A 26,514-nucleotide genomic window follows, 5' to 3' on the forward strand; every position below is an offset into this window, starting at 1 on the left:
AGGCCGCGACAGGAGGTCATTGTTCAAGCTTCGAGGAACACATGATCCAGACTCCCCCCAGTGCCAGAGCCCTGCTGCCCCTTCTGGTCTTTCTTGCTCTCTTCATCGGTACCGGTACCTGGCTGACCCTGCAGGGGGTCGAGTTCGCCTTCTACCAGCTGCCCGCCCCCGTCGCCGCCCTGCCCGCCGTCATGCTGGCCCTGGTGCTGGGGCGCGAGGGGTTCAACAAGAACCTGGAAACCTTCTTCAAGGGGGTCGGCGAGAGCAACATCATGGCCATGTGCCTCATCTATCTGCTGGCGGGGGCCTTCGCCACCGTGGCCAAGGCCACCGGCGGGGTGGATGCCACGGTCGCGCTCGGCCTCTCCCTCATCCCGGGCTGGTGCCTGCTGCCGGGGCTCTTCCTCATCTCCGCCTTCGTGGCCACCGCCATGGGCACCTCCATGGGCACCATAGGCGCCGTGGCACCGGTGGCGCTGGGCGTCGCCCAGGCGGCCGGCATCGATCCGATGCTGATGGCGGGCACCATCCTCTCCGGCGCCATGTTCGGGGACAACCTCTCCATCATCTCCGACACCACCATAGCCGCCACCCGCAGCCAGGGCTGCGAGATGAAGGACAAGTTCCGCGAGAACGTCAAGATTGCCGCCCCCGCCGCCGTGCTGGTGATCCTGCTCTATCTGCTGCTGGGCTCCACCGGCGCGGCACCGGCGCCCGCCGCCGAGGCGGACCTGCTCAAGGTGGCCCCCTATCTGCTCATCTTGGTGCTGGCGCTGTCGGGCATGAACGTCTTCATGGTGCTGGGGCTCGGCATCATCGCCGCCGGTGGCGTGGGGATGATGGGCGGCTATCCCCTCGGCCAGTTCAGCAAGGACATCTATCAGGGCTTCACCAGCATGCAGGAGATCTTCCTGCTCTCCATGCTGATCGGCGGCCTCGGCGCCCTGATGGAGCGCCAGGGGGGGCTGGCCTGGATAAGCGAGCGAATCGCCGCCCTGATTGCCCGCTTCACCCGTCATCATGATGGCGAGCAGAACGAGAAGGCGGCCGAGCTCGGCATCGCCGGGGTGGTGAGCCTCACCAACCTCTGCACCGCCAACAATACCGTGGCCATCATAGTGGCGAGCAAGGTGGCGCGGGATCTCGCGGATCACCACGGCGTCACCCCGCGCCGCGCCGCCTCCATGCTGGACATCTTCTCCTGCGTGGTACAGGGGCTCATCCCCTGGGGTGCCCAGGCGCTGCTGCTGGGCTCCATATTTGCCCTCTCGCCGCTGCTGGTCGTGAGCATGAGTTTCTACCCCATGACCCTGGGACTGGCCGCCCTCATCGCGGTCTTTATCAAGCACCAGGTACGCGCCGACGCCGATAACCGCCAAGTCGCCTGAGTCTTCGCCGTTCCCCCCTCGGGCGCCGCCATCGGGCCGCGCCCTGTCTCGTCTCTCATCCCGCCGAGACAGGGAAGCCCCTGCGCTTTTCATCCCCCGGCGCCCTTGTTAAGGTAAGCCTGCCTTTTCGCACCACCACAGGAGCCCCCATGCCTGACCTTCAGCCCGAGCACCCCGATATGCGCCACTCCCTGCGCCAGCTTGTCCGAGAGCGCAGAAGGCGCCTGAGCCAGGCAGACCAGCAGGCGGCGGCCCAGCAACTGGTCAGCCGTTTCCAGGAAGACCCCGGGATCCTCGCGGCCAGACGCATCGCCCTCTATCTGGCCAACGACGGCGAGCTCGATCCCCTGCCCGCCATTCACTGGCTCTGGGCCCAGCAAAAGGAGGTCTATCTGCCGGTGCTGCACCCCTTCACCCCGGGCCACCTGCTCTTCCTGCGCTACACCGCCACCAGCCCCATGACCCGCAACCGCTTCGGTATCGCCGAGCCCGAGCTCGATGTGCTGCAGGTGGTGCCCCACAGCATGCTGGATCTCATCTGCACCCCCCTGGTGGCCTTCGATGAGGCGGGCAACCGGCTCGGCATGGGGGGCGGCTACTACGATCGCACCCTGGCCTGCTGGCACAAGCACGGACTGGGCCCAAGACCGCTCGGCCTTGCCCACGACTGCCAGCAGGTGGAGGCCGTGCCCCGGGAGGAGTGGGACGTGCCGCTGCCCCAGATCATCACCCCCAGCCGCAGCTGGCTCTTCCCGTGACGGCGCGGGATCGCCCCTTCCACGCCCCTCGGCTCAATAAACAGGCAAACGATTTACATCTTGGGGATTTTTGCCCCGGAACGTGAGCGCCATGGTCGCCCCGGGGGGGCGGCTTGGATATAATGCGCCCGCTTTTTCCATAAGGATCCATCATGACTCAAGATGAAATGAAGAAGGCGGCCGGTTGGGCTGCGCTCAAATACGTGGTACCCGGCTCCATCGTCGGTGTGGGCACCGGCTCTACCGTCAACCACTTCATCGATGCGCTGGCAACCATGAAGGACGAGATCAAGGGCGCGGTATCGAGCTCCGTCGCCTCCACCGAGCGCCTCAAGGGCTTTGGCATCCCGGTGTTTGACCTCAACGACGTCGATACCCTCTCCGTCTACGTGGATGGCGCCGACGAGATCAACGCCACCCGCGACATGATCAAGGGGGGCGGCGCCGCCCTGACCCGCGAGAAGATCGTCGCCGCCGTGGCCGACCAGTTCATCTGCATCATCGACAACACCAAGACGGTGGACGTGCTCGGCACCTTCCCGCTGCCGGTGGAAGTGATCCCCATGGCCCGCGAGTACGTGGCCCGCGAGATCCGGGCGCTCGGCGGCAACCCGGTCTGGCGTGAAGGGGTGATCACCGACAACGGCAACATCATCCTGGACGTCAAGGGCATGGCCATCACCGACGCCAAGCAGCTGGAAACCCAGCTCAACAGCATAGTGGGCGTGGTCACCAACGGCCTGTTCGCCCACCGTGGCGCCGACGTGGTGCTGATCGGCACGCCGGATGGCGTCGTGACCCAGCAAGGGTGACGGCGGGAGGGCGAGCGGGGTCATCAGATCCCTCTTCTTTGCTCCCGTGATATGACAACGGCGCCTGATGGCGCCGTTTCTATTTATCCCTCAATGGCTTGTAGCAGCACTGCTGCAAAAAACGTTGATAACTTCAAAGAATTTGACTTTCGTCACAAATATTCCCTCTCCCAAACGTTTTTGCTACTTTACGGTTTTCTTCACACTGCAAGCCTGAGCGCATTTTTCAAAAACAATAGAGGGAACGTCATGACAGCCAAGTTTTCGCTGGACAAGGATAAGATCAAGGTACTGCTGCTGGAGGGAGTCCATCCCAACACGGTGGAGACCTTTCGGGCCGCCGGTTACACCAATGTGGAATATCTGAAGACGTCCCTGTCGGAAGAGGAACTGATCGAGCGCATTCGTGACGTGCATTTCGTGGGCCTGCGCTCGCGCACCCAGATCACCGAGAAGGTGCTGGATGCCGCCACCAGGCTGGTGGCCATCGGCTGCTTCTGCATCGGCACCAACCAGGTCGCCCTGGACGCCGCCCACGTGCGCGGCATCCCCGTCTTCAACGCCCCCTTCTCCAACACCCGCTCCGTGGCCGAACTGGTGCTGGGGGAGATCTTGCTGCTGCTGCGCGGCATCCCGGAGAAGAACGCCAAGTGCCATCGCGGCGTCTGGGAGAAGCTCGCCAACCGCAGCGTCGAAGCCCGCGGCAAGAAGCTCGGCATCATAGGCTACGGCCACATCGGCACCCAGCTTGGCATCATCGCCGAGATGATCGGCATGAAGGTCTACTACTACGACATCGAGAACAAGCTCTCCCTAGGCAACGCCATCCAGGTGCCTAACCTGGTGGAGCTGCTCAACATGTCCGACGTCATCAGCCTGCACGTGCCGGAGACCGCCTCCACCAAGGATCTCATCGGTGCAGAGCAGCTGCGCATGATGAAGCCGGGCGCCATCTTCATCAACGCCTCCCGCGGCACAGTGGTGGACATCGACGCCCTGGCCGACGCCATCAAGAGCGGTCACCTCTCGGGCGCCGCCATCGACGTCTTCCCGGTGGAGCCCAAGTCCAACGACGAGGAGTTCCTCACCCCGTTGCGCGGCCTGGACAACGTGATCCTGACCCCTCACATCGGTGGCTCAACCCAGGAAGCCCAGGAGAACATCGGTCTGGAAGTGGCCAACAAGCTGGTCAAGTACTCCGACAACGGCTCCACCCTCTCCGCCGTCAACTTCCCGGAAGTCTCCCTGCCGGGTCACAAGGGCTCCAGCCGCCTGCTGCACATTCACCGCAACCAGCCCGGGGTCATGAACCAGATCAACCAGATCTTCGCCGACGAGGGGATCAACATCGCCGGTCAGTACCTGCAGACCAGCAGCGAGATCGGCTACGTGGTGATCGACGTGGAAACCGAGCACAGCGAGAAGGCGCTCTCCCGTCTCAAGGAGATAGGCGGCACCATCCGTGCCCGTATCCTGCACTGATAAGCCCTTATCTGCGCAGTAAAAAGCCCGTCGTGATGACGGGCTTTTTTATGTCAGAAGAAAGGTTGCTCTCGCAACCTACCACCATCCCAACAGATTGCGGCCCACCAGGGCCCCCCATACCAGGGCGTTCAGGGCCAGCGCGATAAAGACGGCGGCGGAGCCCAGATCCTTGGCGCGGCCCGAGAGTTCGTGATGCTCGGAGCCGATGCGATCCACCACCGCCTCGATGGCAGAGTTGAGCACCTCGACGATCACCACCAGCCAGCTGATGCAGACGAGCAGCAGGATCTCGTTGAGGGAGTCACCAATCCAGAACGCCAGCGGCATCAGCAGCAGGATCAGCACCAGCTCCTGACGGAAGGCGGCCTCGTTGATCCAGGCCGACTTGAGACCCTTCATGCTGTAACCGGTTGCGTTGATGATGCGGGTGATCCCGGTCGCGCCTGGCTTTGCCACGATAACTACCTCATTTGAAATGGCTTTTGGGCTCACATCCTATCAGAGCCGCCCGAGGTTTCCATCGGGGGCGTTTTGCTTTATTTTATTCCCTTGCATTTTGGCGTCCCGCCCCTCTTATCCACTCGAGAATTGAGTCGTATGTCCATTCACACCGATGAATTGCGCACCCGTCGCCTGGAGTCCCTGATCACGCCCAGCGAGCTGGCGCACGCCTTCCCGTTAACCGACACCGTCGCCCAGAACCTGCTGGATGCCCGCCACGATGTAGAAGCCATTCTGGCCGGTGACGATCAGCGCCTGCTGGTCATCGTCGGCCCCTGCTCCATCCACGATCCCGCCGCCGCCCGCGAATACGCCCAGCGCCTCAATGCCCTGCGCGAGCAGTACAAGGAGAGCCTGTGCATCGTGATGCGCACCTACTTCGAGAAGCCGCGCACCATAGTCGGCTGGAAGGGGCTCATCAACGATCCGCGCCTGGACGGCAGCTTCGACGTGAATGAAGGGTTGAAGCTGGCCCGCCAGCTGCTGGTGGACATCAACGAGATGGGCATGCCCACCGCCACCGAATTCCTCGACATGGTGACCGGCCAGTACATCAGCGACCTCATCACCTGGGGCGCCATCGGGGCGCGCACCACCGAATCCCAGGTACACCGCGAGATGGCATCCGCCCTCTCCTGCCCGGTGGGGTTCAAGAACGGCACCGACGGCAACACCCGCATCGCCATCGATGCGGTGCGCGCCGCCCGCCACAGCCACATCTTCTACTCCCCGGACAAGGACGGCAAGATGACCATCTACCGTACCGCCGGCAATCCCTATGGCCACGTGATCCTGCGCGGCGGCCACAGGCCCAACTACGACACCGCCAGCATCGACGAAGCATGCGAGGCCCTGGCCCAGGTGGGCCTGCCCGAGCGCCTGGTGGTGGACTTCAGCCACGGCAACAGCATGAAGGATCACCGCCGCCAGCTGCTGGTGGCCCAGGATATCTGCGATCAGCTGCGCCGCGGCCGCACCGGCATCGCCGGCATCATGGCCGAGAGCTTCCTGGTGGAGGGGCGTCAGGACGTGGAGAACGGCTGCGCCGCCACCTTCGGTCAGAGCATCACGGATGCCTGCCTCTCCTGGGGTGACACCGAGACCCTGCTGGCCATGCTGGCCGAGGCCGCCAAGGTGCGTCTGGAAAAAATCCGCCAGGGTTAACGGCTGCGTCATCACCCTTCGGTCAGAGCATCACCGACGCCTGCCTCTCCTGGGGCGACACCGAGACCCTGCTGGCCATGCTGGCCGAGGCCGCCAAGGTGCGGTTGGACAAGCTGTCGGCCTGAATCGCCAATGCAACGAGAAGGGGCCGGATATCCGCGATATCCTGCCCCTTCTGTTTTTCACGTCCCGGGCGTCGCCGCCCGTTCCTCACAGGCTCGGCATAAACCAGACCCGGCCTGCCAACTCGACGCGGTCGGTGCGGATCTGGAACACCCGCTCCAGCAGCGCCTCGTCGATGATCCCGACGCCCCCCTCGCCCACCACGCGGCCCTGTTGCAGGCAGAGAACGCGATCCGCCCAGTCGATGGCCAGGTTGATGTCGTGGATGGCGACCACCACCAACAGGCCCTGAGCGGCCAGCTCCTTGAGCAGCCGCAGCAGCGCCAGCTGATGGTGCAGATCCAGCCCCGCCAGCGGCTCGTCCAGCAGCAGGAGCCGCCCGGCCGGGTTGAGGCCGGGCCACAGCTGCAGCAGTGTACGGGCGATCAGCACCCGCTGCTGCTCGCCCCCCGACAGACGGCTGAAGTCCCGTGCCAGCAGGGCCTCCAGCTCCAGCGCGCGGCAGATCTCGGCCACGGCCCCGTTTTGCGCCTCCCGCGGCCCCTGCTCGTCTAGCCCCAGGCTCAACACCTGGAACACCGGGATATGGAACAGCTGGGGCTGGCGCTGGGGCAGCATGGCGCGCCGCCTGGCAAGCTCGGACCAGCCGAGAGCGACGATCTCGTCCCCTTCGATCCGCACGGCGCCGTCGGCAGGCAATATGCCGGCCAGGGCTCCCAGCAGGCTCGACTTGCCGCTGCCGTTGGGGCCGAGCAGGGCCACCAGCTGACCGCCGGCCCAGGCGAGATCCAGGGGAGCCAGCCGTTCCGGGATGGCCAGGGCGCGGGCTTCCAGCATGGGATCAACGTCCAGCATCATCCTGCCTCAGCAACAGAGAGATAAAGAGCGGCGCCCCCACAGAGGCGGTGATGACGCCGATGGGCAGCTCCCCGGCCTGCAGCACGGAGCGGGCCACCAGATCGGCCCCGAGCAGCAGGGCGCCGCCGCCGAGCGCCGAGGCGGGCAGCAAAAAGCGCTGATCGCTGCCGCCGCACAGCCGCAGCAGGTGGGGCACCACCAGGCCGACGAAGCCGATGACACCGCAGAGCGACACCGCCACCCCGGTGAGCAGACAGACCGCCAGCACCAGCCGCACCCGCATGCGCTCCACGTTCATCCCCATGAGGCGGGCCTGGGTCTCCCCCAGCAGCAACTGCTGCAGCGCCCGCCCCTGCCAGCCAAGCCAGAAGAGGGTGAGCGGCAGCACCAGCCACCACCAGGCGAACTGCTGGCTGCCATAGGCCAGGCTCCCCATCATCCAGAACATGTACTCGCGCAGGGCGCCGTCATCGGCGAAGTACATCAGCCAGGTCATGGCCGCGTTGGTGAGAATGCCGATGGCGACCCCGAACAGCAGCAGCCGGGTGTGGCCGAGCCGTGCCCGACGCGCCAGCCGGATCAGCAGCATGGTCACCAGCAGGGCACCGCCGAAGGCCGCCAGCGACAGCCCCCAGCCCGGGAGGTAGAGCCCGAGGGCATTCGCCACCGCCATGGCCACCATGGCGGCGAGACCGGCACCACTCGACACCCCGAGCAGGCCGGGTTCGGCCACCGGGTTGTGCAGCATCACCTGCAGCACGGCACCGCCGCAGGCGAGCGCCGCCCCCGCCAGCAGGGCCAGCAGGGCCCGCGGCAGGCGCAGATCCAGCAGGATGCGCAGCTCCAGCTCCCCGAGCGGGTACCAGGGGAGCAGCACGAACTCCCCGAGGACGAGGGAGAGCAGGAACAGGGCCAGGGTCAGCAGCGACAGGCCCAGCAGCCAGTGGCGCTGCCAGCGCTGCTGGCGATGGAGGAGAGCGAGATACACGAGATCCCCGAGATGAGAGAGGCCGCCCCAGGGGCAGCAGGAAAGCTGCATGATAACAGCGCGTTACCACCCAAGGTCAAGGACGGTAGGGCTTGGCCAGCGCCTCAATCTCGCCGCTCTCCACCATGACCTGCAACGCCTTCGCCAGCCTGGGACCGAGCTCATGGTGGGGTGAGTGCTTGCTCATGCCAAGGTAGAGCGCCGAGGTGTGCGCCGGCCGATAGGCCGCCTTCACGAGGCCTGTGTCATTGCGCTGGCTCAGGGCGTAATCCACCTGGCAGTCGGTGCCCACCATCAAGGGCAGATGGCCCCGCTCCACCATGCGCAGCAGCTGGTCCTCGGTCAACACGCCGTGCTTGTCGAGGCCCTCGTCGTTATCGAAACGCTCGAAATAGGCCGAGCTCAGCACATAGCCCACCTTCTGTCCGTGCAGATCCCGATAGTCGCGCAGGGAGGCGGCCACCTGGGCCTTGCCGTAGAAGGCGGGATGGCACTGGTAGTAGGACGGTTGCAGGTAGTCGATATAAGCGGCCCGCTCCGGGGTATGAGCCAGCCCGATCATCAGGTCGGTCTTGCCGGTCTGCATCTGCTTGAGGGCCCGCCCCCAGGGCACCCGCTTCACCTCGAACCGGATACCGCTGTGCGCCTGCAACCGGTGCAGAATATCGATGTCCAGGCCGCGGATCCGGCCATCCTCGTCAGCCATGCGAAACGGCGGCCAGAACTCGGTCGCCACCGTCAGCGTCGGCATGCCTTGCCCCTGCGTCTCTTGCGCGTCCTGCGCCCCCGCTATCCAGCCGACAAACAGCAGACCAAGCACACTCCAGCTTGTCTTGCCCATCCAGTTCAACCTTTGTTGTCACATCCTTGTGGGTTAAAAATACCCGCAAGCCCCACTTATGAAAACCCGTGGAGTCGAGATAAAATGCATTGATTTCAAAGGAGAACCTAATGAACCCTATCATGACCAGTATCGGTCTGCTGATCTGCAGCAACGTCTTCATGACGTTTGCCTGGTATGCCCACCTCAAGAGCATGAATCACAAACCCTGGATCATCGCCGCCCTGGTAAGCTGGGGGATCGCCCTGTTCGAATACCTGTTGCAGGTGCCCGCCAACCGCATCGGCCACACAGTGCTGTCGGTCGGCCAGCTCAAGATCCTGCAGGAGGTGATCACCCTCACCGTGTTCGTGCCCTTCTCCATCTTCTATCTGAAAGAGGATCTGAAGTGGGACTACCTCTGGGCCGGCCTGTGCATCCTGGGCGCGGTGTTTTTTGTGTTCCGCGAAAAACTGACCGGTGCCTGAGGCTGTACACTCAAGCACATCCATCCCCCCCTTCCCTTTGAGCGACGAGGCACTCCATGGAATTGAGAGACATGCTACAGATCCTGGCCAAGCAGGATGGCTCCGACCTTTATCTCTCGACCGGCGCCCCCCCCTGCGCCAAGTTCAACGGCGCCCTGCGCCCCCTCACTCAGGAACCGCTCGAACCCGGTGAGGTGGCCCGCATCGCCGACGGCATCATGGATCTCGAGCAGAAGCAGCAGTTCGAGAAGGAGCTGGAGATGAACCTCGCCATCTCCCTGCCCCAGACAGGCCGTTTCCGGGTCAACATCTTCAAGCAGCGCAACGAAGTGTCGCTGGTGGCGCGCAACATCAAGACCGAGATCCCCCGCTTCGAGGATCTGAAACTGCCCCCCGTGCTGCTCGACACCATCATGGAGAAGCGCGGCCTGGTGCTGTTCGTCGGCGGCACCGGCTCGGGCAAGTCTACCTCGCTTGCGGCGCTGATCGACCATCGCAACCGCAACAGCGGCGGCCACATCATCACCATCGAGGATCCGGTGGAGTTCGTCCATCGCCACCAGAAGTGCATCATCAACCAGCGGGAGGTGGGGGTGGACACCCGCAGCTTCCACGCGGCGCTGAAGAACACCCTGCGCCAGGCGCCGGACGTCATCCTGATCGGCGAGATCCGCGATCGGGAGACCATGGAGCATGCCCTTGCCTTCTCCGAGACCGGGCATCTGGCCATCTCCACCCTGCACGCCAACAACGCCAACCAGGCGCTGGATCGCATCATCAACTTCTTCCCGGAGGAGCGCAGGCCCCAGCTCCTCAACGATCTTGGCAACAACCTCCAGGCCTTCGTCTCCCAGCGGCTGGTGAAGACCACGGATGGGGGGCGCCGGGCGGCGGTGGAGGTCATGCTCGGCACCCACACGGTGCGCGATCTCATCAAGCGTGGCGAGTTTGGCGGCCTCAAGGAGATCATGGAGAAATCCAGGGCCCTTGGCATGGTCACCTTCGACAGCACCCTGTTCGATCTGGTGGTGGAGGGGGTGATCGACGAGGAGGAGGCGGTGAAGAACGCCGACTCCCAGAACAACCTGCGCCTCAAGATCAAGCTGTGGCGAGAGAAGGGACAGATAGGCAACAGCGCGGCGGCCAGCGGCTGGAGCCTGGAGCCCACCAAGGACGAAGGGGATCTCATCTAGCCCCCTGCCCCGACCCCCGTTGCACCCGGCCCCGCCCTCGCGGGGCTTTTTTCACCTCCCTCCCCTGCCCGGCCGCAACCTCGGTCAGCCCCTCCCACCACGACAACTCTCGTCACTCAGGATGACGACAGGGCGGGTCTTCCGTCCCCAGCCGGGCAAAAGGAGCTGAAAACCCTTTCGCACAGGCCTCAAAGGAGGCACTATTGAGGCGACATATCAATAAAGAGGTATTCCATGTCGCTACAACCAGCCAACACCGCGAAGGCCAGACAGTTGCTGAACGAGACCATGGCCCTGGTGCTCGCAGGAGGGCGAGGCAGCCGCCTCAAGCAGTTGACGGACGATCGGGCGAAACCGGCCGTCCATTTTGGCGGCAAGTTCCGCATCATCGATTTCGTCCTCTCCAATTGCGTCAACTCCGGCATTCGCCGGATCGGTGTGGTCACCCAGTACAAGTCCCACAGCCTGCTGCGTCACCTGCAGTCGGGCTGGTCCTTCCTGCGCTACCAGATGAACGAGTTCATCGAGCTGCTGCCGGCCCAGCAGCGCGTGGACGAGGTCAGCTGGTATCGCGGCACCGCCGATGCGGTCTACCAGAATCTCGACATCATTCGCCAGCACGGCCCCAAGTACGTGATCGTGCTGGCGGGGGATCACATCTACAAGATGGACTACGCCGCCATGCTGCTCGATCACGTCAACCTGGGCAGCCGCATGACAGTGGCCTGCATCGAGGTGCCGCGCCAGGAGGCGAGCGCCTTCGGCGTGATGGCGGTGGACGGGGAGCGCAAGATCAACGCCTTCGTCGAGAAGCCCGCCGACCCGCCGGCCATACCGGGGCGCCCCGACACCGCGCTCGCCTCCATGGGGATCTACATCTTCGAGGCCGCCTATCTCTACCAGCTGCTGGAAGAGGATCTGGCCGACGAGCAGTCCCATCACGACTTCGGCATGGACGTGATCCCGCGGGTGGTCAGGGAGGGCACCGCCTACGCCCACCCGTTCAGCATGTCCTGCGTCGGCTGCGGGGAGCAGCAGCGCCCCTACTGGCGCGACGTGGGCACGGTGGACTCCTTCTGGGAGGCCAACATGGATCTCGCCTCGGTGACGCCCGAGCTCGACATCTACGATCAGCACTGGCCCATCTGGACCAGCCAGAACATGACGGCCCCCGCCAAGTTCGTGCAGGATCAGAATGGCCAGCACGGCATGAGCATCAACTCCATGTTCGCCGGCGGCACCATCGTCAGCGGCTCCTTCATCATGAGCTCGCTGCTGTTCAACAACGTGCGGGTCGACTCCTTCTGCACCCTGGATCAGGCGGTGATCTTCCCCGGGGTCGAGATCGGGGCTGGCTGCCGGCTGCGCCGGGTGGTGATCGACAAGGGCTGCAAGCTGCCGGAAGGCACTGTGATAGGTGAAAATGCCGACGAGGATGCTCGCCGCTTCCACCGCTCGGCGCAGGGCATAGTGCTGGTCACCAGGGAGATGCTGGCCAGGCTGGCATGACGGCGAAGAGGGCGCCCAGCCGCTGGCCCCGAGCAAGCACCAGGGTGCCGTTTCTGCCCCGCCCGCTGCCCACAAGAAAGGGAACCCTGGGGTTCCCTTTTTCATCTCAGGTGGCGTCAGCCTTTTTGCACCAGCCCTATCCGGCCGGGCTCGCACCACTCGAACGTCACCTCCTCGCTGCTGCCGCAGCAACTGCCGCCGCACAGCCGGGTCTCCCGCTTGACGACGCGCCCCTTGCGCATCCAGACGCCGAGCATGGCCTCCACCGCATCCTCCGAGGTGTGGAAGTGGCGGGCCAGCTCCCGCCGGCTCGCCCGCTTGCTCTTCGCAAGGTAATCCCCCAGCTCGCGCAGTATCACAGGGTCACCACCCTGCGGGCGATGAGATCGCCGTGGCGCCGGCCCAGCCACCACAGCAGCCCCAGGGAGAGCAGATAGCTCAGGGTCCAGATCAGGCTCTGCTCCGGGTGGGCGGCGAAGGTCGCCAGTTGATAGAAGAGGGTGGCGCACAGGAAGGCCACGTAGTTGCACCAGGCGGCGGTGAACAGGGCCCACTGGCGACCGGTCTCCCGCACCAGGGCGCCCATGGCGGCGGCGCAGGGCATGTAGAGCAGCACGAACAGCAGGTAGGCGAAGGCGCCGGCCACCCCGTCGAAGTGGGTCTGCATGTTGCCGTAGGTGGAGGTGTCCACCTCCTGGGCCTCGGCCGCCGCCTGCTTGTCCGCCAGCTCCCCCACCTTGAGCCCCATGGGATCGGCGGGATCGATGTCCGCCAGGTTGGCGGGAATGGTGGCCAGCGCCTCCTTCAGGCTGCCGAGCAGGGAGTACTCGCTCTGCTCCTCGTCACCGGCGCCGCCGGCGTAGAGGCTGTTGAGGGTGGCGACCACCGCCTCCTTGGCGAAGATGCCGGTGAGGATGCCGACCGTGGCCTGCCAGTTGTCGTCCCGCACGCCTATGGGATGCAGCACCGGGGTCACGGACTGGCTCAGCTTGCTCAGCACCGAGTCTTCCTGATCCTGGTTGCCGAAGCTGCCGTCGGTGCCGAGCGAATTGAGCACGCTCAGCACCGCCACCATCAGTACTATGGTCTTGCCGGCGCCGAAGATGAAGCCCTTGAGCTTCTGCCAGGTGCGCAGCCCCACGTCCACCGGACGGGGCCACTCGTAATCGGGCATCTCCATCACCATGGAGTCGCTCTTGCCCGGCAGCAGGGTGCTGCGCAGGAAGAGGCCGGTGAGCACCGCCACCAGGATGCCGAACAGATAGAGACCGAACACCAGGTTTTGCCCCGACTCGGGGAAGAAGGCCACCGCGAACAGGGCGTAGACCGGCAGGCGGGCACCGCAGGACATGAAGGGGGCCATGGCCGAGGTCATCAGCCGCTCGCGCTCCGACCCCAGGGTGCGGGTCGCCATCACGGCGGGCACTGTGCAGCCAAAGCCCATCAGCATGGGGACGAACGCCTTGCCGGGCAGGCCGAGGCGGCGCATCAGGGCATCCACCACGAAGGCGGCGCGGGCCAGATAGCCCGAGCTCTCCAGCACCGCGAGGAACAGGAAGAGGCAGCCCACCACAGGGATGAAGGTCGCCACCGTCTGCAGACCGGCGCCTATGCCGTCCGCGAGCACGGCTCCCAGCCAGTCGGGGGCCGACACCAGCCCCAGCAGGTGGTGCACCCCGTCCACGAAGAGGGCCCCCCCCAGGATGTCGAAGAAGTCGATGAAGGCACTGCCCACCTTGATGGCGAACATGAACATCAGGTACATCACCAGCAGGAAGAAGGGGATGCCCACCCAGCGATTGAGCAGCACCCTGTCCAGCCGCTCGCTCTGGGCGACGGTGAGTCTGCCCTTCTGCTGGCACGCCTGCTGGCACCAGTGGTGGATGTGGCCGTAGCGCAAATCAGCGAGTTGCAGGTCGATGTCCTGGGCGTGGTGGGCGCGGCCCACCAGGTTGGCGGCGGCGGCCTGCTGGCCCGCCGCCAGGGTCGCCTGCATGGCGACGTCCTCCTCCAGCAGGCGCAGGGCGCGACCGCGGGTACTCAGGTGGTGGTGGGCGAGCAGGGTCTCCAGCTCGGCGATGTCCGCCTCCAGGGGCTGGCCGTAGTCGAGCACCAGGGCGGGCTGGGACTGGCCGATGAATTGGTGGATACGGGCCTTGAAGGCCGCCACCTGCTGGCGGTTGTGGGCGGACAAGGAGACCACGGGGCAGCCCAGCGCCTTCGCGAGCAGCGCCTCGTCGATGGCGATGCGGCGCTTCTCCAGCAGATCCATCTTGTTGAGCACCACCACCATGGGCAGGCCCAGCTCCCGCAGTTGCAGGGTGAGGTAGAGGGAGCGCTCCAGGTTCGCGGCGTCGATGACGTTGAGCAGCAGATCCGGCTGCTGGCTCTGGACGAAGCGGCTGGCGATCTGCTCGTCCAGGCTCGCCTCCTGGTTTGCCAGGGCGTAGATGCCGGGCAGGTCCACCAGGCTGTAGTCCTGCCCCTCGGCAGAGAAGGTTCCCATCTTCTTGTCGACGGTGACCCCGCTCCAGTTGCCCACCTGCTGGCGGGAGCCGGTCAGGGCGTTGAACAGGGAGGTCTTGCCGCTGTTGGGATTGCCGACCGTGACCAGGTTGTAGCTCATACCGGCTCCACCTCGATTTGCTGGGCCAGGCTCCGCTGCATGGAGAGGCAGATGCCCTGGCACTGGATCTGGAGCGGGTCCCCCAGGGGGGCGGCCCGCAGATAGAGGACTTCGGTCTGGGGCAGCAGCCCCATCACCATCAGCTTGCGTCGCAATGGACGCGTCAACTGGTTCATGTTCTTGATGCGAGCACTCTGTCCCGGCGACAGCTGTGTGAGTACCATGACGGGCCCCTGAAGTTAAACAAGAATAATTCGCTTTTAGTGGGAGGATTATAAGCTGTGCCCCCAACATTTATTTGCGTAAAATCAAACTCCGCTTAGCTAACCGACAAAGTATTGCCATGAGTCACGACAACAACAGCCGCCTGGTCTACAGCACGGACGGCGGCATGATCAAGGAATCCGCCCCCACCCAGAGCGCCTCCCCCTTCCCCGCCGACGGGGTCGTGCGCATCCGGCGCGAGACCAAGGGGCGCAAGGGGGCCGGGGTCATCAGCATCCACGGCGTGCCCGCCGATCAGCAGAAGGCCCTCGCCACCCTGCTCAAGAAGAAGTGCGGCACCGGCGGCGGCCTCAAGGAGGGGATCATCGAGATCCAGGGGGACAAACGGGACCTGATCAAGGCCGAACTGGAGAAGGCGGGCTTTCAGGTCAAGCTGGTGGGCGGTTGATCTGCTTGTCTCTCCCGCGCTTTTTCCCTAGAATGCCGGCTCCCATCGAGGGGGAGTAGTCTCGCCACGGGTGCCAACCCGGTGCGCGATCCTGATCAACATACTTGGTGCCAACTCACCATGGTCAGGGTGATCCGGGCAATGCCGGATTTGACAAGACCTTTGACGGGCCAGTGCCAGAACCGGGGACGGATGGCGCAGGCTTGTCTTTGGTTTATAACAATTCCGTCCCCCGGTCATCTTTATGGAAGCCTTGTTAACCTCCACCATCAGCGTTGCCATCGCCGAGATCGGCGACAAGACACAGCTGCTGGCGTTGCTGCTCATCTGTCGTTTTCGCAAACCCTGGCCCATCATCGCCGGCATGCTGGCCGCCACCCTGCTCAACCATGCGGGCGCCGCCTGGATAGGGGAGTTCATCAGTCGCTGGATGGACCCCAGGGTGATGACCTGGCTGGTCGCCGGCGCCTTCATCGCCATGGCCGCCTGGATCCTGGTGCCGGACAAGATGGACGACGAGGAGAGCTCGCTGGACAAATACGGCCCCTTCATGGCCACCTTCGTGCTCTTCTTCATCGCCGAAATCGGCGACAAGACCCAGATAGCCACGGTACTGCTGGCGGCCAAGTACGACTCCCTCGTCCAGGTCATCACGGGCACCACCCTCGGCATGATGCTGGCCAACGTCCCCGTGGTGCTGCTCGGCAAGCTCGGCGCCGACAGGCTGCCCCTCAAGGGGATCCGCATCGCCTGCGCCGCGCTGTTCGTGGGCCTGGGCGTCAGCACCCTGATCTTCGTCTGACACCCAAGGGACAAGGGGGTGGGATCAGCGTGAGCACTGATCGACACCGCCGCCCCGGCCGTCATTCCGGCCCCCTCCTCCCGGCGGGGGCTTTTTTGTGCCCGGTGTCGATGTCGCATCCCCACCGCGGATGCTGCCCCGGAGCGCGGCGCCGTGCCATAATGCCTTATCTTTCAGGCACGACGGCTTCAGGAGCCTCGCCATGCACCTCACCTCAAGACAGGCCCTGCTCGACTGGGTCAGACGCGGCCGCCTCCCCCGGGAGTCCCTGTCCGCCGCTCTCGCCCTGTGCGATCTGCCCCCGGGCCCCGCCCGCTGGCGCTGGCTGTTCGACCGCCTGCTGCTCTGGCTCGGCTGTCTCTGCCTCGGTGCCGGCCTGGTGTTCTTCGTCGCCTTCAACTGGCAGGCCCTGGGCCGCCTCTCGCGCCTCGCCCTGCTGGAGCTGCCGTTGCTCGCCATGCTGCTGGTACTCTGGCGCAAGCCCCTGGCCGACACCCCGCGCCAGGCCCTGCTGCTGACCCTGGCCCTCAACCTCGGCGCCCTGCTGGCCCTGGTGGGCCAGACCTACCAGACCGGTGCCGATCCCTGGCAACTGTTCGCCACCTGGGCCCTGTTGCTGCTGCCGCTGGCGGCGCTCGGGAGGAGCCCGCTGCTCTGGACGCTCGCCTGGCTGCTCGGCCAGCTCGCCCTGGTGCTCTACTGGCGACTCGGCCTCATCGATCTCTTCTTCTCCTTCGACGAGGAGGCCCTCGGCTGGTGCCTGACCCTGCTCAACGCCGCCCTCTGGGGGCTGCTCATGCTGGCCCCCGCCCGCTACGCCCTGATGCCCTCCTGGCTGGCGGGGCTGGCCGCCGGGCTCGGGGTCACCCTGCTGGCCCTGCTGGCGCTGTTCGATGCCGCCTCCCCCTGGGTCTGGCCCGCCTGGCTAGGTTGGCTCGCCGCCGCCTACCTGCGCTGGCACCACAGGTTCATCGCCGGTCTCGCCATGGGCTGCCTGAGCCTCATCGCCGTCGTCCTGGCGGCGCTCGGCAAGTGGATGGAGCCCGACATGAACGGCTTCCTGCTGCTCTGTCTCATCGCCATCGGCCTGTCGGTGCTGGCCAGCCGCTGGCTGCAACAACAACGGAGGCCACATGTCTGATCCTGTGATCTGGGAGCGCCTGAGGGCCGCCCGTCTGGTGGAGGGGGAGTGCCCCAGGGACGAACAGCCCCACTGGTCGAGCCGCTTCCTGCTCGGCATGGTGGGCTGGATTGCCGCCCTCTTCCTGCTCTTCTTCCTGTTCATGGCGTTCGAGGAGTTGACCCGGGAGGCGGACCACGCCCTCGCCATGGGCGCCGTCCTGATGATCGCCGCCCTCGGCCTCAATCGCACCGCCCGGCGCACCGATCTCTGGGATCAGTTCGTGCTGGCGCTGGCGCTCGCGGCCGATGCCTGGCTGCTCTACGGCCTGCTGGACAGGCTGGATCTGGACGCTGCCCCCCTCTGGTTCGGCCTCTGCACCCTCTCCCTCGGGATTGCCGCCCTGTTCGAGCACTGGCTGGTGCGCCTGTTCCACAGCTTCGCCGCCGCCATCCTGCTCACGCTTGGACTGGCTTGCCTCGGCCTGCACCTGCTGGCCCTGCCGCTGGTGATGGGGGCCGTCACCCTGTGCTGGCTACAGGCCGAGCGGGATCCCGTTCGCCATCAGCTCTACGAGTCCCTGACCCTGGGACTGGCCCTCTCCCTGCTGGTGCTGGGACGGCTGCACCACCCGCTCTGGGACGGCGGCGCCAGCGTGCTGGACGAGTTCAGCCCCTCCCGGCTGCCGCACTGGCTCAATCCCCTGCTCTGCGCCGCCTTGCTGCTGGGGGTCATGGTGCGCCTCAGGCTGCCGCTGTTCGCCGGCCTGCCCCTGGTGCTGCTCAGCGCCTTCATCCCCGGCATGGGCGCCGGCGCCCTGGTGCTGGTGCTCGGCTTCTACGGCGGCAGCCTCGCGCTCATGACCCTGGCCGTCCTGCTGCTGCTCGGCTTCGGCTCCCTCTATTACTACGATCTGGGGCTGACCCTGATGACCAAGTCCTGGTTGCTGCTGGGCTCGGGTGCCCTGCTGCTCGGCACCCGCCATCTGCTGAAGACCCTCGGCAGGGAGATAGCCTCATGAGACGCCTCGCCTTCTTGCTGATCGGCCTCATCGCATCGCCGGGCTTCGGCGCCCTGTCGCTCGGCGACGCTCAAGGGCACATGCCCCTTCATGGGAGGAATACCGCATGAGACGCCTTGGTTTCTTGCTGACCGGCCTCGCCATCCTGGTGGGCATCAATGCCGGCGTCTGGCGCTTCGAGCGCGCCATGAACGCCGGCGAGGTGGTGCTGCTCGAGCTCGCCCCGGTCGATCCCCGCTCCCTGATGCAGGGGGACTACATGCGGCTGGACTATGCCCTCGCCCGCCAGCTGGCGGGCCGTCAGGAGGCTGCCGGCGCCCATACCCTGGTCGTTCGCCTCGACGGGGATCAGGTGGCGCACTGGGTGGCGCAAGGCAACCCCGAGGCCCTGGCCCCGGGCGAGCGCCTGCTGAGGGTGCGCAACGTCCAGGGTCAATGGCGGATCGGGCCGGATGCCTTCTTCTTCGAGGAGGGGGCGGGGGCTCAGTATGAGCAGGCACGCTACGGCGAATTCCGCCTGCAGGAAGATGGTGACACCCTGCTGGTGGGCCTGCGCGATGAGGCGTTCAAGCCCATCGGCCACAGCCGCCCGGCCTGGTGATGCCTCCTGAAAAGGGCGGCCCCCCCGCCCTCCCCTTCCCCCCTGGGTGGCGAAACCCCATGATTTGGCAACACTTGAAACTGGACACTCGGAGCAGGACGGTCAGGATGAGAACAGGGATGTCAGGGATCAGGGGCAGGCTCGCCACCCTCGCGGGCACCGCCCTCATGGCGACGCTCTGGGCTGGCCCGCTGCAGGCCAGCCCGGCGCTCGCCAAGCTGCACTACCTCACCGAGGAGTACAAACCCTACAACTTCGCCGGGGAAGGGGGCACCCCCAGCGGCTTCGCCATCGACCTGCTGCACCTGGTGTGGCAGAAGACAGGCACCCCGCCCCAGCCCGTCAGCATCCTGCCCTGGGCCAGGGGCTACTACCTGCTGACCCAGAAGCCCAATGTGGTGCTCTTCTCCACCGCCCGAACCGAGGCGCGCAACCCGCTGTTCAAGTGGGCCTGCCCCATCGGCTATGCCGAGATAGTGCTGATGGGCCTCGCCAGCCGCCCATTGACCCTCACCCGACCCGAGGATGCCCAACAGTACACCATAGGCGCGGTGCGCGCCGACGTGGGGGAGCAACTGCTGCTCAACGGCGGCTTCGACGAGCAGAAGATCATGACCGCGAACCGCCTCCCCCAGGCGCTCAAGATGCTCACCTCGGGCCGGGTCGACCTCATCTCCAGCAACAAGTCCACCCTGATGGACCTCATCAAGGCCCAGCAGCTGGATCCCGCCCGGTTCGCGGTGCGCTGGGTGCTGAGCTCGGAGCAGTTCTGCTTCGCCTTCAGCCACCCGGTGGACGATGCCCTGGTCAAGGAGTTCCAGCACGGCCTGACCCAGGTGCTGGCCAGCAGCGAGTTCCAGCAGATCCAGCACAAGTACTTCCCCGCCCCCTGAGCCCGGCGCCGTCCCTACTTCACCCGCATCAGGCGGTGGTGCTGCCCACCCAGCTCGAGCTGGATCACCTGGGAGCGGGCCATGGCCTCGACCCGGGCCAGCATCTCGGCGCTGTAGCCCTTGCGGTGCATCCACTGCATGGGCTCCTCGAAGCTCCCCTCGTTGACGATGAAGGTGTCGGTATAGGCATCCTTGATGATGCTGACCACCCAGATGCGCTGCTGAAACTCAGAGAGCCCGGCGATCAGGGCGGTCGCCTGCGCCGCCAGGGCGCGCAGGGTGCGAATGAAGGGATTGGCCACGACTGGGCTCCGTCTTGGAAAGGGATGGGCATCCTAGCATCGGGGGAGCGGCCTCGCCATGCGCCGCATCAAACCGGCCCCAGGGCCCTCGCGGGCCGGGCCCGTCAATGGGTCGCAGGCGGGATGGGGCCGTCCCCTGCGCCGCGGCGCTGGCGCTTGACCGCATACATGCTCGCATCGGCCCGGCGCAGGGCCTCCTCGACGCTGACCCGTGCCGGATCGACCGCCACCGCGCCCACGCTGGCGCCGGGGTAGTGGAGCACCCGATCCCCCATCGGCAGCTGCAGCACGCTCTGCTCGAACAGGCGGCGCTGGAAGGTCTGCACCGCCGCCTCGACCGAGCGGGCCCCCGGGATGGGCCCCATGCCCACGGCGACAAACTCGTCGCCGCCGAAGCGCGCCAGCATGTCGCCGCTGCGCAGGGTCCCGCTCAGCTGCAGCGCCATGGTGGTGAGCAGCCGATCCCCCGCGTCGTGGCCGTGGGTGTCGTTGATGGCCTTGAAGCCGTCGAGATCGATAAAGGCGATGAAGACGGGGTGCCCGGCCCGATCCGACAGGGAGAACAGCCGGGTGAGCTCCAGCATCAGGGCCCGGCGATTGGGCAGCCCGGTCAGGGGATCGGACAGGGCCTGGCGTGACAGCTCGTCGTTGGCCCGCTGCAACTGCAGCAGCAGGTGCTCGCGCTCCACCTGCTCCGCGATGAGGCGCGCGAAGAAGGCGATCAGCTGCTCCGCCCCCTCCACCAGGGGTTTGCGCTCGGCGCTGGCGCCGCACAGAGTGCCATAGAGGGAGCCGGACGAGGTGCGCACCGGGCTGCTCAGATAGGTACGGATGCCCAGGGCCTGCGCCGCCTGCGAATCCCCCCAGTTGGCGGCGACGTCGTCGGTATAGCGCCTCTCCTCGTCGATGGCCCGGCGGCACAGGGTATCGCTCCACTCCACCGCCGCCCCCTCCGGGATCTGCAGCCCGGCCACGTTGCGGGCATAGCGGATATGCTGGGTGCCCTGCTCGAGATCGATCTCGGTGAGGTAGGTCGACTCCAGCCCGGTCACCGTCTCCAGCATCTCCAGCAGGGGGCGGGTCAGACTCTCCAGATCCCGTGCCCCGGTGACCCGTACTGACAGAGCCTGCAATATCTTGTCCATGCCTCTCTCCCGGCTTGCATGCGATTGCCGCACACCTTAGCCAACTCGGGGCACGCCAGACAAGTGCGAGAAAGGGGTAGGCCGGGAAAACACCCACCCGCTCACGGCCTGGCGGGCGCGCCGCCATGCCCGGGGCCCCCCCGGCGGCCCGCCCCGGGCCATAACTTTGAACCAGCGCAAAAAACCCATCATTTCTGACACATCCCTCAGCAATAGCCGTGGATCGGGCCCCGTCGGCTCCGTAGGATGGTAACGGGTGCCCGTTGGCCCCGGTTTCGTCCCGTCGGGTCAGCGGCGCATTGTGGTAGCGAGAGCCAGGGGCGGCAGCGACGGAATTTGGCCGAATTCCCGGGTCTCGGCGGATGCCAGCCCGGCATCCCGCGCCTGCGGCAAGGGGCGAGGGTGTCACCCTCGACGGAGCTCCCCGCCCCTCCCCCAGCGGCGTAGGGTCGATTAGCGAAGCGTAATCGTCCGCGGTAACAGTCCCCTCTCCCCTTGGGGGAGAGGGTCAGGGTGAGGGGTCACTCGTCTGATTGGCACGGCGCCACCATGTAGGGTCGATTAGCGAAGCGTAATCGTCCGCGGTAAACGTTCCCTCTCCCCTTGGGGGAGAGGGTCAGGGTGAGGCATAGGGTGCAATAAGCAGAGCACATTGCACCATAGTAACCGTCCCCTCTCCCCTTGCGGGAGAGGGCTAGGGTGAGGGGTCACTAGCCTGATTGGCACGGCTTCGCCATGCAGGGCACGAGGGCGCTGCCCTCGACAGGGTTTCGCCCGCCCTTCGGGCTTGGGCGAGTGACTTTTCTTTGCGTGGCCAAAGAAAAGTCACCAAAAGAAAGGCCACCCCCGCTTGTTCGCCCTCCTACGTCGGGTTCCCTCGGTTCAGGCAAAAGGTCTGGCGGAACGACGCAGACGGTACATCCCTGTACCGCCTGCGTCTGCGCCGTCGTCCATGACGGCGCTCCTGACCTTGTGCCATCGCCTCGGCGAACAAGAGGGGGAAACAAAACCCCAGCGTTTAGCCCCGCAGATTGCCGGAGGCTTATAACTTGGTCGCAAGGGGCACGGCGCTTAGCTAAATGCCCGCCCCTGCTCAGCGTTATGGCGCGCTATTTGATACGCAATTGTCGATAGCTGATGCCACCCAGATCGAACTGGATTACTTGCGCGGGCTTAATATCATCGATTCGCAGCAGTATCTCGGCATTGCAGATCATCCACTTCATGGGTTCATCGAAGCTATCTACATTGACGAGAAAAGTATCGGTAAAACGGCCGGAAGTGATACTGACCGCTCAAATTCGCTGCTGAAATGCCGAGAGTTCGGCAAAGAACTCAGCAATTTTTGCCGCAAACCAGAGCCTCGCTTGCATGATCATGTTGCGACTGTTGATTAACCGATTTGCCATGAGCTTATTGGGTCAGGACGAAATAAGGTTGGGCAGCCTAGCATCGATGGTTGCTGCGCGGTAGGTTGGCGTTGATCCTGCGAAGTCCAACATATGAGATTAACTAACCAGGGATGACTATGAAACTATCTGTTGATTTTAAAAACTGCTATGGCATCAGTGAATTGGTACATGAATTTGATTTTGATGTTACTAATGGCTATGCCATATATGCACCAAACGGCTTTATGAAAACTTCCTTCTCCAAAGCGTTTGATGATCTTGCTAAAGGAAAAGACACAAAGGATCTTATTTTTCCAGAAAGGGTAACAAGCAGAGTCATTAGAGATGAGGCTGGTAACAGCATTGCTTCTGAAACAGTTTTTGTTGTTGAACCTTATAACCAAGATTTTTCTTCTGAGAAAACATCGCTACTTCTAGTAAATAGAGATGTTAAACAGAAATATGATGATGCTCTGAAAAAAATTGTAGATAAACAGTCCGATCTTTTTGGAAAACTTAAGCAGTTATCTGGATTGACGGGTAGAACAGTTACCCCTGATAAAGAGATTTTGAAATGCTTCGGTATGGAGTCACTTTCAGAACTAATGGAGTCGTTGGAAGAACAGGTAAAATTGGGTAGTCAAAGCCAGCTTTCATCCGTGGTTTATGCAGAAGTATTCAATGAAAAAACTGTTGGTTTATTGGAATCAGGATCAATCAAAGATCAGTTAGAAGAGTACATTCAAAAATACAATGAACTGGTTTCCAAATCTGATGTCCTTAGTAAGCAGTTCAATCATTACAGTGCGAACACCATCAATAAACAGCTTAAAGATAACGGCTTTTTTGAGGCTAAACACACTGTGAACTTGAAAACAAAAAAAGGGATGCAAGAAATAACTTCTTTTGATGAGCTTTCTGGTAAAATCGAGGAGGAAAGAAAAAGAATTCTTACAGACAAAGACCTTGCTTCAAAGTTTGATGCTATTGATAAGAAAATACAAAATGCTGAATTAAGAAATTTCCGCGACTATCTATTTGATAACCAGCATATTCTTCCTTTCTTAAAAGACTTTAAGCTGCTGCAAAGGAATTTGTGGTTAGCCTATCTTGTTGATCAGAATGAACTCTACAGTCAATATCTTGATGCGTACAGAAGCAGTAAGGTCACCATAGAAGGAGCTATTCAGCAAGCAAAGAGTGAACGAACGGAATGGGAAGCAGTTGTTGATATATTCAATCAACGTTTTTCAGTCCCATTCAAAATGAGTGTATCAAATCAAGATGATGTAATTTTGAAAGGTTCTCAACCAAGCATTACATTCAAATTCGCAGATGGTGAGAGTGAAGGTGATGTGGCAAAAGACTCCTTGCTTAAAGTTTTAAGCCAAGGTGAGAGAAGAGCACTTTATATATTGAACGTATTGTTCGAAATTCAGACTAGGGTTAGGCAAGGAGTCAATACCATCTTGGTAGTAGATGATATTGCAGATTCATTTGATTACAAAAATAAATATGCAATCATAGAATACCTAAAAGACATATGTACTTCTGGTCAGTTTCGTTGTCTATTCCTTTCCCATAATTTCGATTTCTATAGAAGCATAAGTGGGAGACTAGGTTTAAAAAGGGAGTGTAAGCTTTTGGCAACAAAGTCAGGTAGAAAATTGAAGCTTACTCAAGAGAAGTATCAAAAAAACCCATTCAATCACTGGAAAGACAATCTGACGACACCAGCCTTTTGCATTTCAGCAATCCCATTTGTCAGAAACCTAGCAGAATATTGCGGTCTACATGCAGAATTTTTGAAGCTGACCTCCTTGCTGCACATTAAAGATGATACAGATGCCGTAACGCTTGATGATTTAGCCGTGACCTTTAAGAAAGTATTAGTTGATAAGCAGAACTTATCATTAATTCCAGCAACAAAGCTAGTTATAGATGTAATAAATGAAGAAGCTGAGGCCGTCTTCAACGCTCAAGAAGAGAGTATCGAACTCGAAGGCAAGATTGTGTTATCTATTGCCATAAGACTTTTGGCAGAAAGGTTCCTGATTAAAAACATTAACAACCCAGCATTTGTAGACGCAATAAAAGAGAACCAGACTATTAAATTGTTACAAGAGTATAAAAGATTGGGTTTGGGCACAGCGCAAGATGTTTTGCTTCTTGAACAAGTGAATTTAATGACCCCAGAAAACATCCACCTAAATTCATTCATGTATGAGCCAATTTTGGATTTGGGAATTTTGCATCTAAAGAATTTATATTCAGATATAAAACAGTTGGCATAAATTAGTATCCTGAAACAAAAACCGCAGCCCTAGGGCTGCGGTTTTTTATTTGCTTAACCGGTTGGCGCGAGCAGCGCCACCGGCCTTAGGCACGGCGCCAGCTGGTCTTGCCGGCGCTGTCTTCCAGCACTATGCCCATCTCGGTGAGACGGGCTCTAGCGGCATCCGCCGCGGCCCAGTTCTTGTCGGCGCGGGCCTGGTTGCGCTCGGCAATCAGGCGCTCGATCTCGGCGACCTCTTCGTCCGCTTCGTTGCCCTTCAGGAAGGCATCCGGATCCTGTTGCAGGATGCCGAGCACGGCGCCGAGCTCGCGCAGACGGGCACCGAGGCCGGCGGCCACGGCCATGTCTTCACCCTTCTGGCGGTTGATCTCGCGCACCAGGTCGAACAGGGCGGAGTAGGCTTCCGGGGTGTTGAAGTCATCGTCCATGGCCTCCTTGAAGCGGGCCACCTGCTCCTCGCCACCGGCGGCGGGAGCCACCGGCAGATCCCGCAGAGCGGTGTACATGCGCTCCAGGGCGGCGCGGGCCTGCTTCAGGTTGTCTTCCGAGTAGTTGAGCTGGCTGCGGTAGTGGCCGGACATCAGGAAGTAGCGCACGGTCTCCGGGTCGTAGTGGGCCAGGACGTCGCGAATGGTGAAGAAGTTGCCGAGGGACTTGGACATCTTCTCTTTATCCACCATCACCATGCCGCTGTGCATCCAGGTGTTGACGTAGTCGCCGCCGTGGGCGCAGCAGGACTGGGCTATTTCGTTCTCGTGGTGGGGGAACTGCAGATCGGAGCCGCCGCCGTGGATGTCGAAGTGGTTGCCAAGGTGCTTGGAGTTCATGGCGGAGCACTCGATGTGCCAGCCGGGGCGACCCGGGCCCCAGGGGCTGTCCCAGGTCGGCTCGCCGGGCTTGGACATCTTCCACAGCACGAAGTCCAGCGGGTTCCTCTTGGCATCCACCACGTCGACCCGGGCGCCGGCCTGCAGCTGCTCCAGATCCTGGCCGGAGAGCTTGCCGTAGTCGGCGTAGGAGTCGACGATGAACATGACGTCGCCGTTGTCCGCCACGTAGGCGTGCCCTTTTTCCAGCAGGATTTCGACCAGGGCGATGATTTCATGGATGTGCTGGGTGGCGCGGGGTTCGATGTCAGGGCGCACCATGCCGAGGGCGTCGAAATCCTGGTGCATGTCGCCGATGAGGCGCTCGGTGAGATCGTCACAGGTCACGTGCGTTTCGGCGGCGCGCTTGATGATCTTGTCGTCCACGTCGGTGACGTTGCGCACATAGTTCAGCTCGTAGCCGCTGTAGCGCAGGTAGCGAGCGACGACGTCGAAGGCGACGAAGGTGCGACCGTGGCCGATATGACAGTGATCATAGATAGTGACGCCACACACATACATGCCCACCTTGCCCGGGTGGATAGGTTTGAATTCTTCTTTTTGACGAGTGAGTGTGTTGTATATCTTCAGCATCTTATGACCACTGCCTGTGAGTAAAATGGCCTGCCATTCTACCCGCATCCGGTATAGAAAACGAGGCGCAAAAGCCGACTCTCCCCCCTGCCATCTA

The 26,514-nt window shown here is 62.7% G+C and carries 26 protein-coding genes; 16 read left to right on the plus strand and 10 right to left on the minus strand.

The features are described from left to right. Positions 1 to 41: 41 nt before the first annotated feature. The 4 genes from R2B70_RS12245 to serA all read left to right on the plus strand — a co-directional run bounded on the left by R2B70_RS12245 (position 42) and on the right by serA (position 4,440). Entirely contained in the window at positions 42 to 1,388 is a 1,347-nt protein-coding gene (locus R2B70_RS12245) for a Na+/H+ antiporter NhaC family protein (RefSeq protein ID WP_318161598.1), read from the plus strand. A 149-nt stretch (positions 1,389 to 1,537) separates the two neighbouring features. Continuing rightward, positions 1,538 to 2,146: a 5-formyltetrahydrofolate cyclo-ligase gene (locus tag R2B70_RS12250; RefSeq protein ID WP_318161599.1), complete on the plus strand. Its 609-nt coding sequence runs from the start codon at positions 1,538 to 1,540 to the stop codon at positions 2,144 to 2,146. A gap of 152 nt (positions 2,147 to 2,298) precedes the next feature. Continuing rightward, positions 2,299 to 2,958 carry a ribose-5-phosphate isomerase RpiA gene (gene rpiA / locus R2B70_RS12255; protein ID WP_042078150.1) on the plus strand — a complete coding sequence of 220 codons (660 nt, stop codon included), beginning with the start codon at positions 2,299 to 2,301 and terminating at the stop codon, positions 2,956 to 2,958. Positions 2,959 to 3,207: 249 nt separating this feature from the next. Continuing rightward, on the plus strand, positions 3,208 to 4,440 hold the full coding sequence (gene serA / locus R2B70_RS12260; RefSeq protein ID WP_042078149.1) for a phosphoglycerate dehydrogenase: 1,233 nt from the start codon (positions 3,208 to 3,210) through the stop codon (positions 4,438 to 4,440). A 78-nt stretch (positions 4,441 to 4,518) separates the two neighbouring features. Here the strand turns inward: serA and R2B70_RS12265 are convergent, their stop codons facing one another. Then, entirely contained in the window at positions 4,519 to 4,899 is a 381-nt protein-coding gene (locus R2B70_RS12265; protein ID WP_042078148.1) for a diacylglycerol kinase, read from the minus strand. Between the two features lie 141 nt (positions 4,900 to 5,040). On the opposite strand from R2B70_RS12265, the gene R2B70_RS12270 reads away from it, so the two are divergent. Continuing rightward, entirely contained in the window at positions 5,041 to 6,108 is a 1,068-nt protein-coding gene (locus R2B70_RS12270) for a 3-deoxy-7-phosphoheptulonate synthase (protein WP_209792890.1), read from the plus strand. A 210-nt stretch (positions 6,109 to 6,318) separates the two neighbouring features. Here the strand turns inward: R2B70_RS12270 and R2B70_RS12275 are convergent, their stop codons facing one another. The 3 genes from R2B70_RS12275 to R2B70_RS12285 form a co-directional block, all read right to left on the minus strand. Beyond that, complete coding sequence (locus R2B70_RS12275) at positions 6,319 to 7,086, minus strand: ATP-binding cassette domain-containing protein (RefSeq protein ID WP_412055169.1); 768 nt, start codon at positions 7,084 to 7,086, stop codon at positions 6,319 to 6,321. Further along, complete coding sequence (btuC, locus tag R2B70_RS12280; protein WP_318161600.1) at positions 7,073 to 8,077, minus strand: vitamin B12 ABC transporter permease BtuC; 1,005 nt, start codon at positions 8,075 to 8,077, stop codon at positions 7,073 to 7,075. The genes R2B70_RS12275 and btuC overlap by 14 nt, the downstream gene beginning before the upstream one ends. A gap of 76 nt (positions 8,078 to 8,153) precedes the next feature. After that, positions 8,154 to 8,918: a transporter substrate-binding domain-containing protein gene (locus tag R2B70_RS12285; protein ID WP_318161601.1), complete on the minus strand. Its 765-nt coding sequence runs from the start codon at positions 8,916 to 8,918 to the stop codon at positions 8,154 to 8,156. Positions 8,919 to 9,028: 110 nt separating this feature from the next. On the opposite strand from R2B70_RS12285, the gene R2B70_RS12290 reads away from it, so the two are divergent. The 3 genes from R2B70_RS12290 to glgC all read left to right on the plus strand — a co-directional run bounded on the left by R2B70_RS12290 (position 9,029) and on the right by glgC (position 12,087). Then, the gene (locus R2B70_RS12290) at positions 9,029 to 9,385 is read left to right on the plus strand and encodes a DMT family protein (RefSeq protein WP_010675200.1); all 357 of its coding nucleotides are present in this window, start codon (positions 9,029 to 9,031) and stop codon (positions 9,383 to 9,385) included. A gap of 56 nt (positions 9,386 to 9,441) precedes the next feature. Then, positions 9,442 to 10,578, plus strand: a complete 1,137-nt coding sequence (tapW, locus tag R2B70_RS12295) for a PilT/PilU family type 4a pilus ATPase (RefSeq protein ID WP_209792896.1) — start codon at positions 9,442 to 9,444, stop codon at positions 10,576 to 10,578. A 234-nt stretch (positions 10,579 to 10,812) separates the two neighbouring features. Beyond that, positions 10,813 to 12,087: a glucose-1-phosphate adenylyltransferase gene (gene glgC, locus R2B70_RS12300; protein ID WP_318161602.1), complete on the plus strand. Its 1,275-nt coding sequence runs from the start codon at positions 10,813 to 10,815 to the stop codon at positions 12,085 to 12,087. Positions 12,088 to 12,203: 116 nt separating this feature from the next. On the opposite strand, the gene R2B70_RS12305 is transcribed toward glgC, so the two are convergent. Genes R2B70_RS12305 through R2B70_RS12315 form a run of 3 tightly spaced genes read right to left on the minus strand, consistent with a single transcriptional unit; the run spans position 12,204 to position 14,937 of the window. Further along, complete coding sequence (locus R2B70_RS12305) at positions 12,204 to 12,446, minus strand: FeoC-like transcriptional regulator (protein ID WP_216990539.1); 243 nt, start codon at positions 12,444 to 12,446, stop codon at positions 12,204 to 12,206. Next, on the minus strand, positions 12,443 to 14,713 hold the full coding sequence (feoB, locus tag R2B70_RS12310) for a Fe(2+) transporter permease subunit FeoB (RefSeq protein WP_216990540.1): 2,271 nt from the start codon (positions 14,711 to 14,713) through the stop codon (positions 12,443 to 12,445). The genes R2B70_RS12305 and feoB overlap by 4 nt, the downstream gene beginning before the upstream one ends. Continuing rightward, on the minus strand, positions 14,710 to 14,937 hold the full coding sequence (locus R2B70_RS12315; protein WP_041213109.1) for a FeoA family protein: 228 nt from the start codon (positions 14,935 to 14,937) through the stop codon (positions 14,710 to 14,712). Before R2B70_RS12315 ends, feoB begins: the two co-directional genes overlap by 4 nt. Positions 14,938 to 15,056: 119 nt before the next feature. Between R2B70_RS12315 and R2B70_RS12320 the strand changes: the two genes are divergently transcribed. From R2B70_RS12320 to R2B70_RS12345, 6 genes are all read left to right on the plus strand, one after another. Next, positions 15,057 to 15,386, plus strand: a complete 330-nt coding sequence (locus R2B70_RS12320) for a stress response translation initiation inhibitor YciH (protein ID WP_318161603.1) — start codon at positions 15,057 to 15,059, stop codon at positions 15,384 to 15,386. A gap of 244 nt (positions 15,387 to 15,630) precedes the next feature. Further along, complete coding sequence (locus R2B70_RS12325; RefSeq protein ID WP_041213111.1) at positions 15,631 to 16,188, plus strand: TMEM165/GDT1 family protein; 558 nt, start codon at positions 15,631 to 15,633, stop codon at positions 16,186 to 16,188. 202 nt (positions 16,189 to 16,390) lie between these two features. Further along, complete coding sequence (locus R2B70_RS12330; RefSeq protein WP_318161604.1) at positions 16,391 to 17,329, plus strand: DUF2157 domain-containing protein; 939 nt, start codon at positions 16,391 to 16,393, stop codon at positions 17,327 to 17,329. Then, on the plus strand, positions 17,322 to 18,329 hold the full coding sequence (locus R2B70_RS12335; protein WP_209792904.1) for a DUF4401 domain-containing protein: 1,008 nt from the start codon (positions 17,322 to 17,324) through the stop codon (positions 18,327 to 18,329). Before R2B70_RS12330 ends, R2B70_RS12335 begins: the two co-directional genes overlap by 8 nt. Before the next feature lie 106 nt (positions 18,330 to 18,435). Continuing rightward, positions 18,436 to 18,930, plus strand: coding sequence for a GDYXXLXY domain-containing protein (locus R2B70_RS12340; RefSeq protein ID WP_318161605.1), 495 nt, complete (start codon positions 18,436 to 18,438; stop codon positions 18,928 to 18,930). A gap of 167 nt (positions 18,931 to 19,097) precedes the next feature. Next, a complete protein-coding gene (locus R2B70_RS12345) occupies positions 19,098 to 19,823 on the plus strand; it encodes a substrate-binding periplasmic protein (protein WP_408854807.1) in 726 nt (241 codons plus the stop codon). Positions 19,824 to 19,837: 14 nt separating this feature from the next. On the opposite strand, the gene R2B70_RS12350 is transcribed toward R2B70_RS12345, so the two are convergent. Next, complete coding sequence (locus R2B70_RS12350; RefSeq protein WP_216990543.1) at positions 19,838 to 20,125, minus strand: hypothetical protein; 288 nt, start codon at positions 20,123 to 20,125, stop codon at positions 19,838 to 19,840. A gap of 104 nt (positions 20,126 to 20,229) precedes the next feature. Then, the gene (locus tag R2B70_RS12355; protein ID WP_318161607.1) at positions 20,230 to 21,270 is read right to left on the minus strand and encodes a sensor domain-containing diguanylate cyclase; all 1,041 of its coding nucleotides are present in this window, start codon (positions 21,268 to 21,270) and stop codon (positions 20,230 to 20,232) included. A 1,079-nt stretch (positions 21,271 to 22,349) separates the two neighbouring features. Here R2B70_RS12355 and R2B70_RS12360 point away from each other — a divergent pair. Together R2B70_RS12360 and R2B70_RS12365 are read left to right on the plus strand one after the other, a co-directional pair. Next, the gene (locus tag R2B70_RS12360) at positions 22,350 to 22,667 is read left to right on the plus strand and encodes a hypothetical protein (protein WP_318161608.1); all 318 of its coding nucleotides are present in this window, start codon (positions 22,350 to 22,352) and stop codon (positions 22,665 to 22,667) included. A gap of 131 nt (positions 22,668 to 22,798) precedes the next feature. Continuing rightward, positions 22,799 to 24,955: a hypothetical protein gene (locus R2B70_RS12365; RefSeq protein WP_318161609.1), complete on the plus strand. Its 2,157-nt coding sequence runs from the start codon at positions 22,799 to 22,801 to the stop codon at positions 24,953 to 24,955. A gap of 85 nt (positions 24,956 to 25,040) precedes the next feature. On the opposite strand, the gene cysS is transcribed toward R2B70_RS12365, so the two are convergent. Further along, entirely contained in the window at positions 25,041 to 26,417 is a 1,377-nt protein-coding gene (gene cysS, locus R2B70_RS12370) for a cysteine--tRNA ligase (protein ID WP_318161610.1), read from the minus strand. Positions 26,418 to 26,514 lie beyond the last annotated feature (97 nt).

Origin of the sequence: Aeromonas sp. XH (assembly GCF_033348475.1) — a bacterium.
Lineage (GTDB): Bacteria > Pseudomonadota > Gammaproteobacteria > Enterobacterales > Aeromonadaceae > Aeromonas > Aeromonas sanarellii.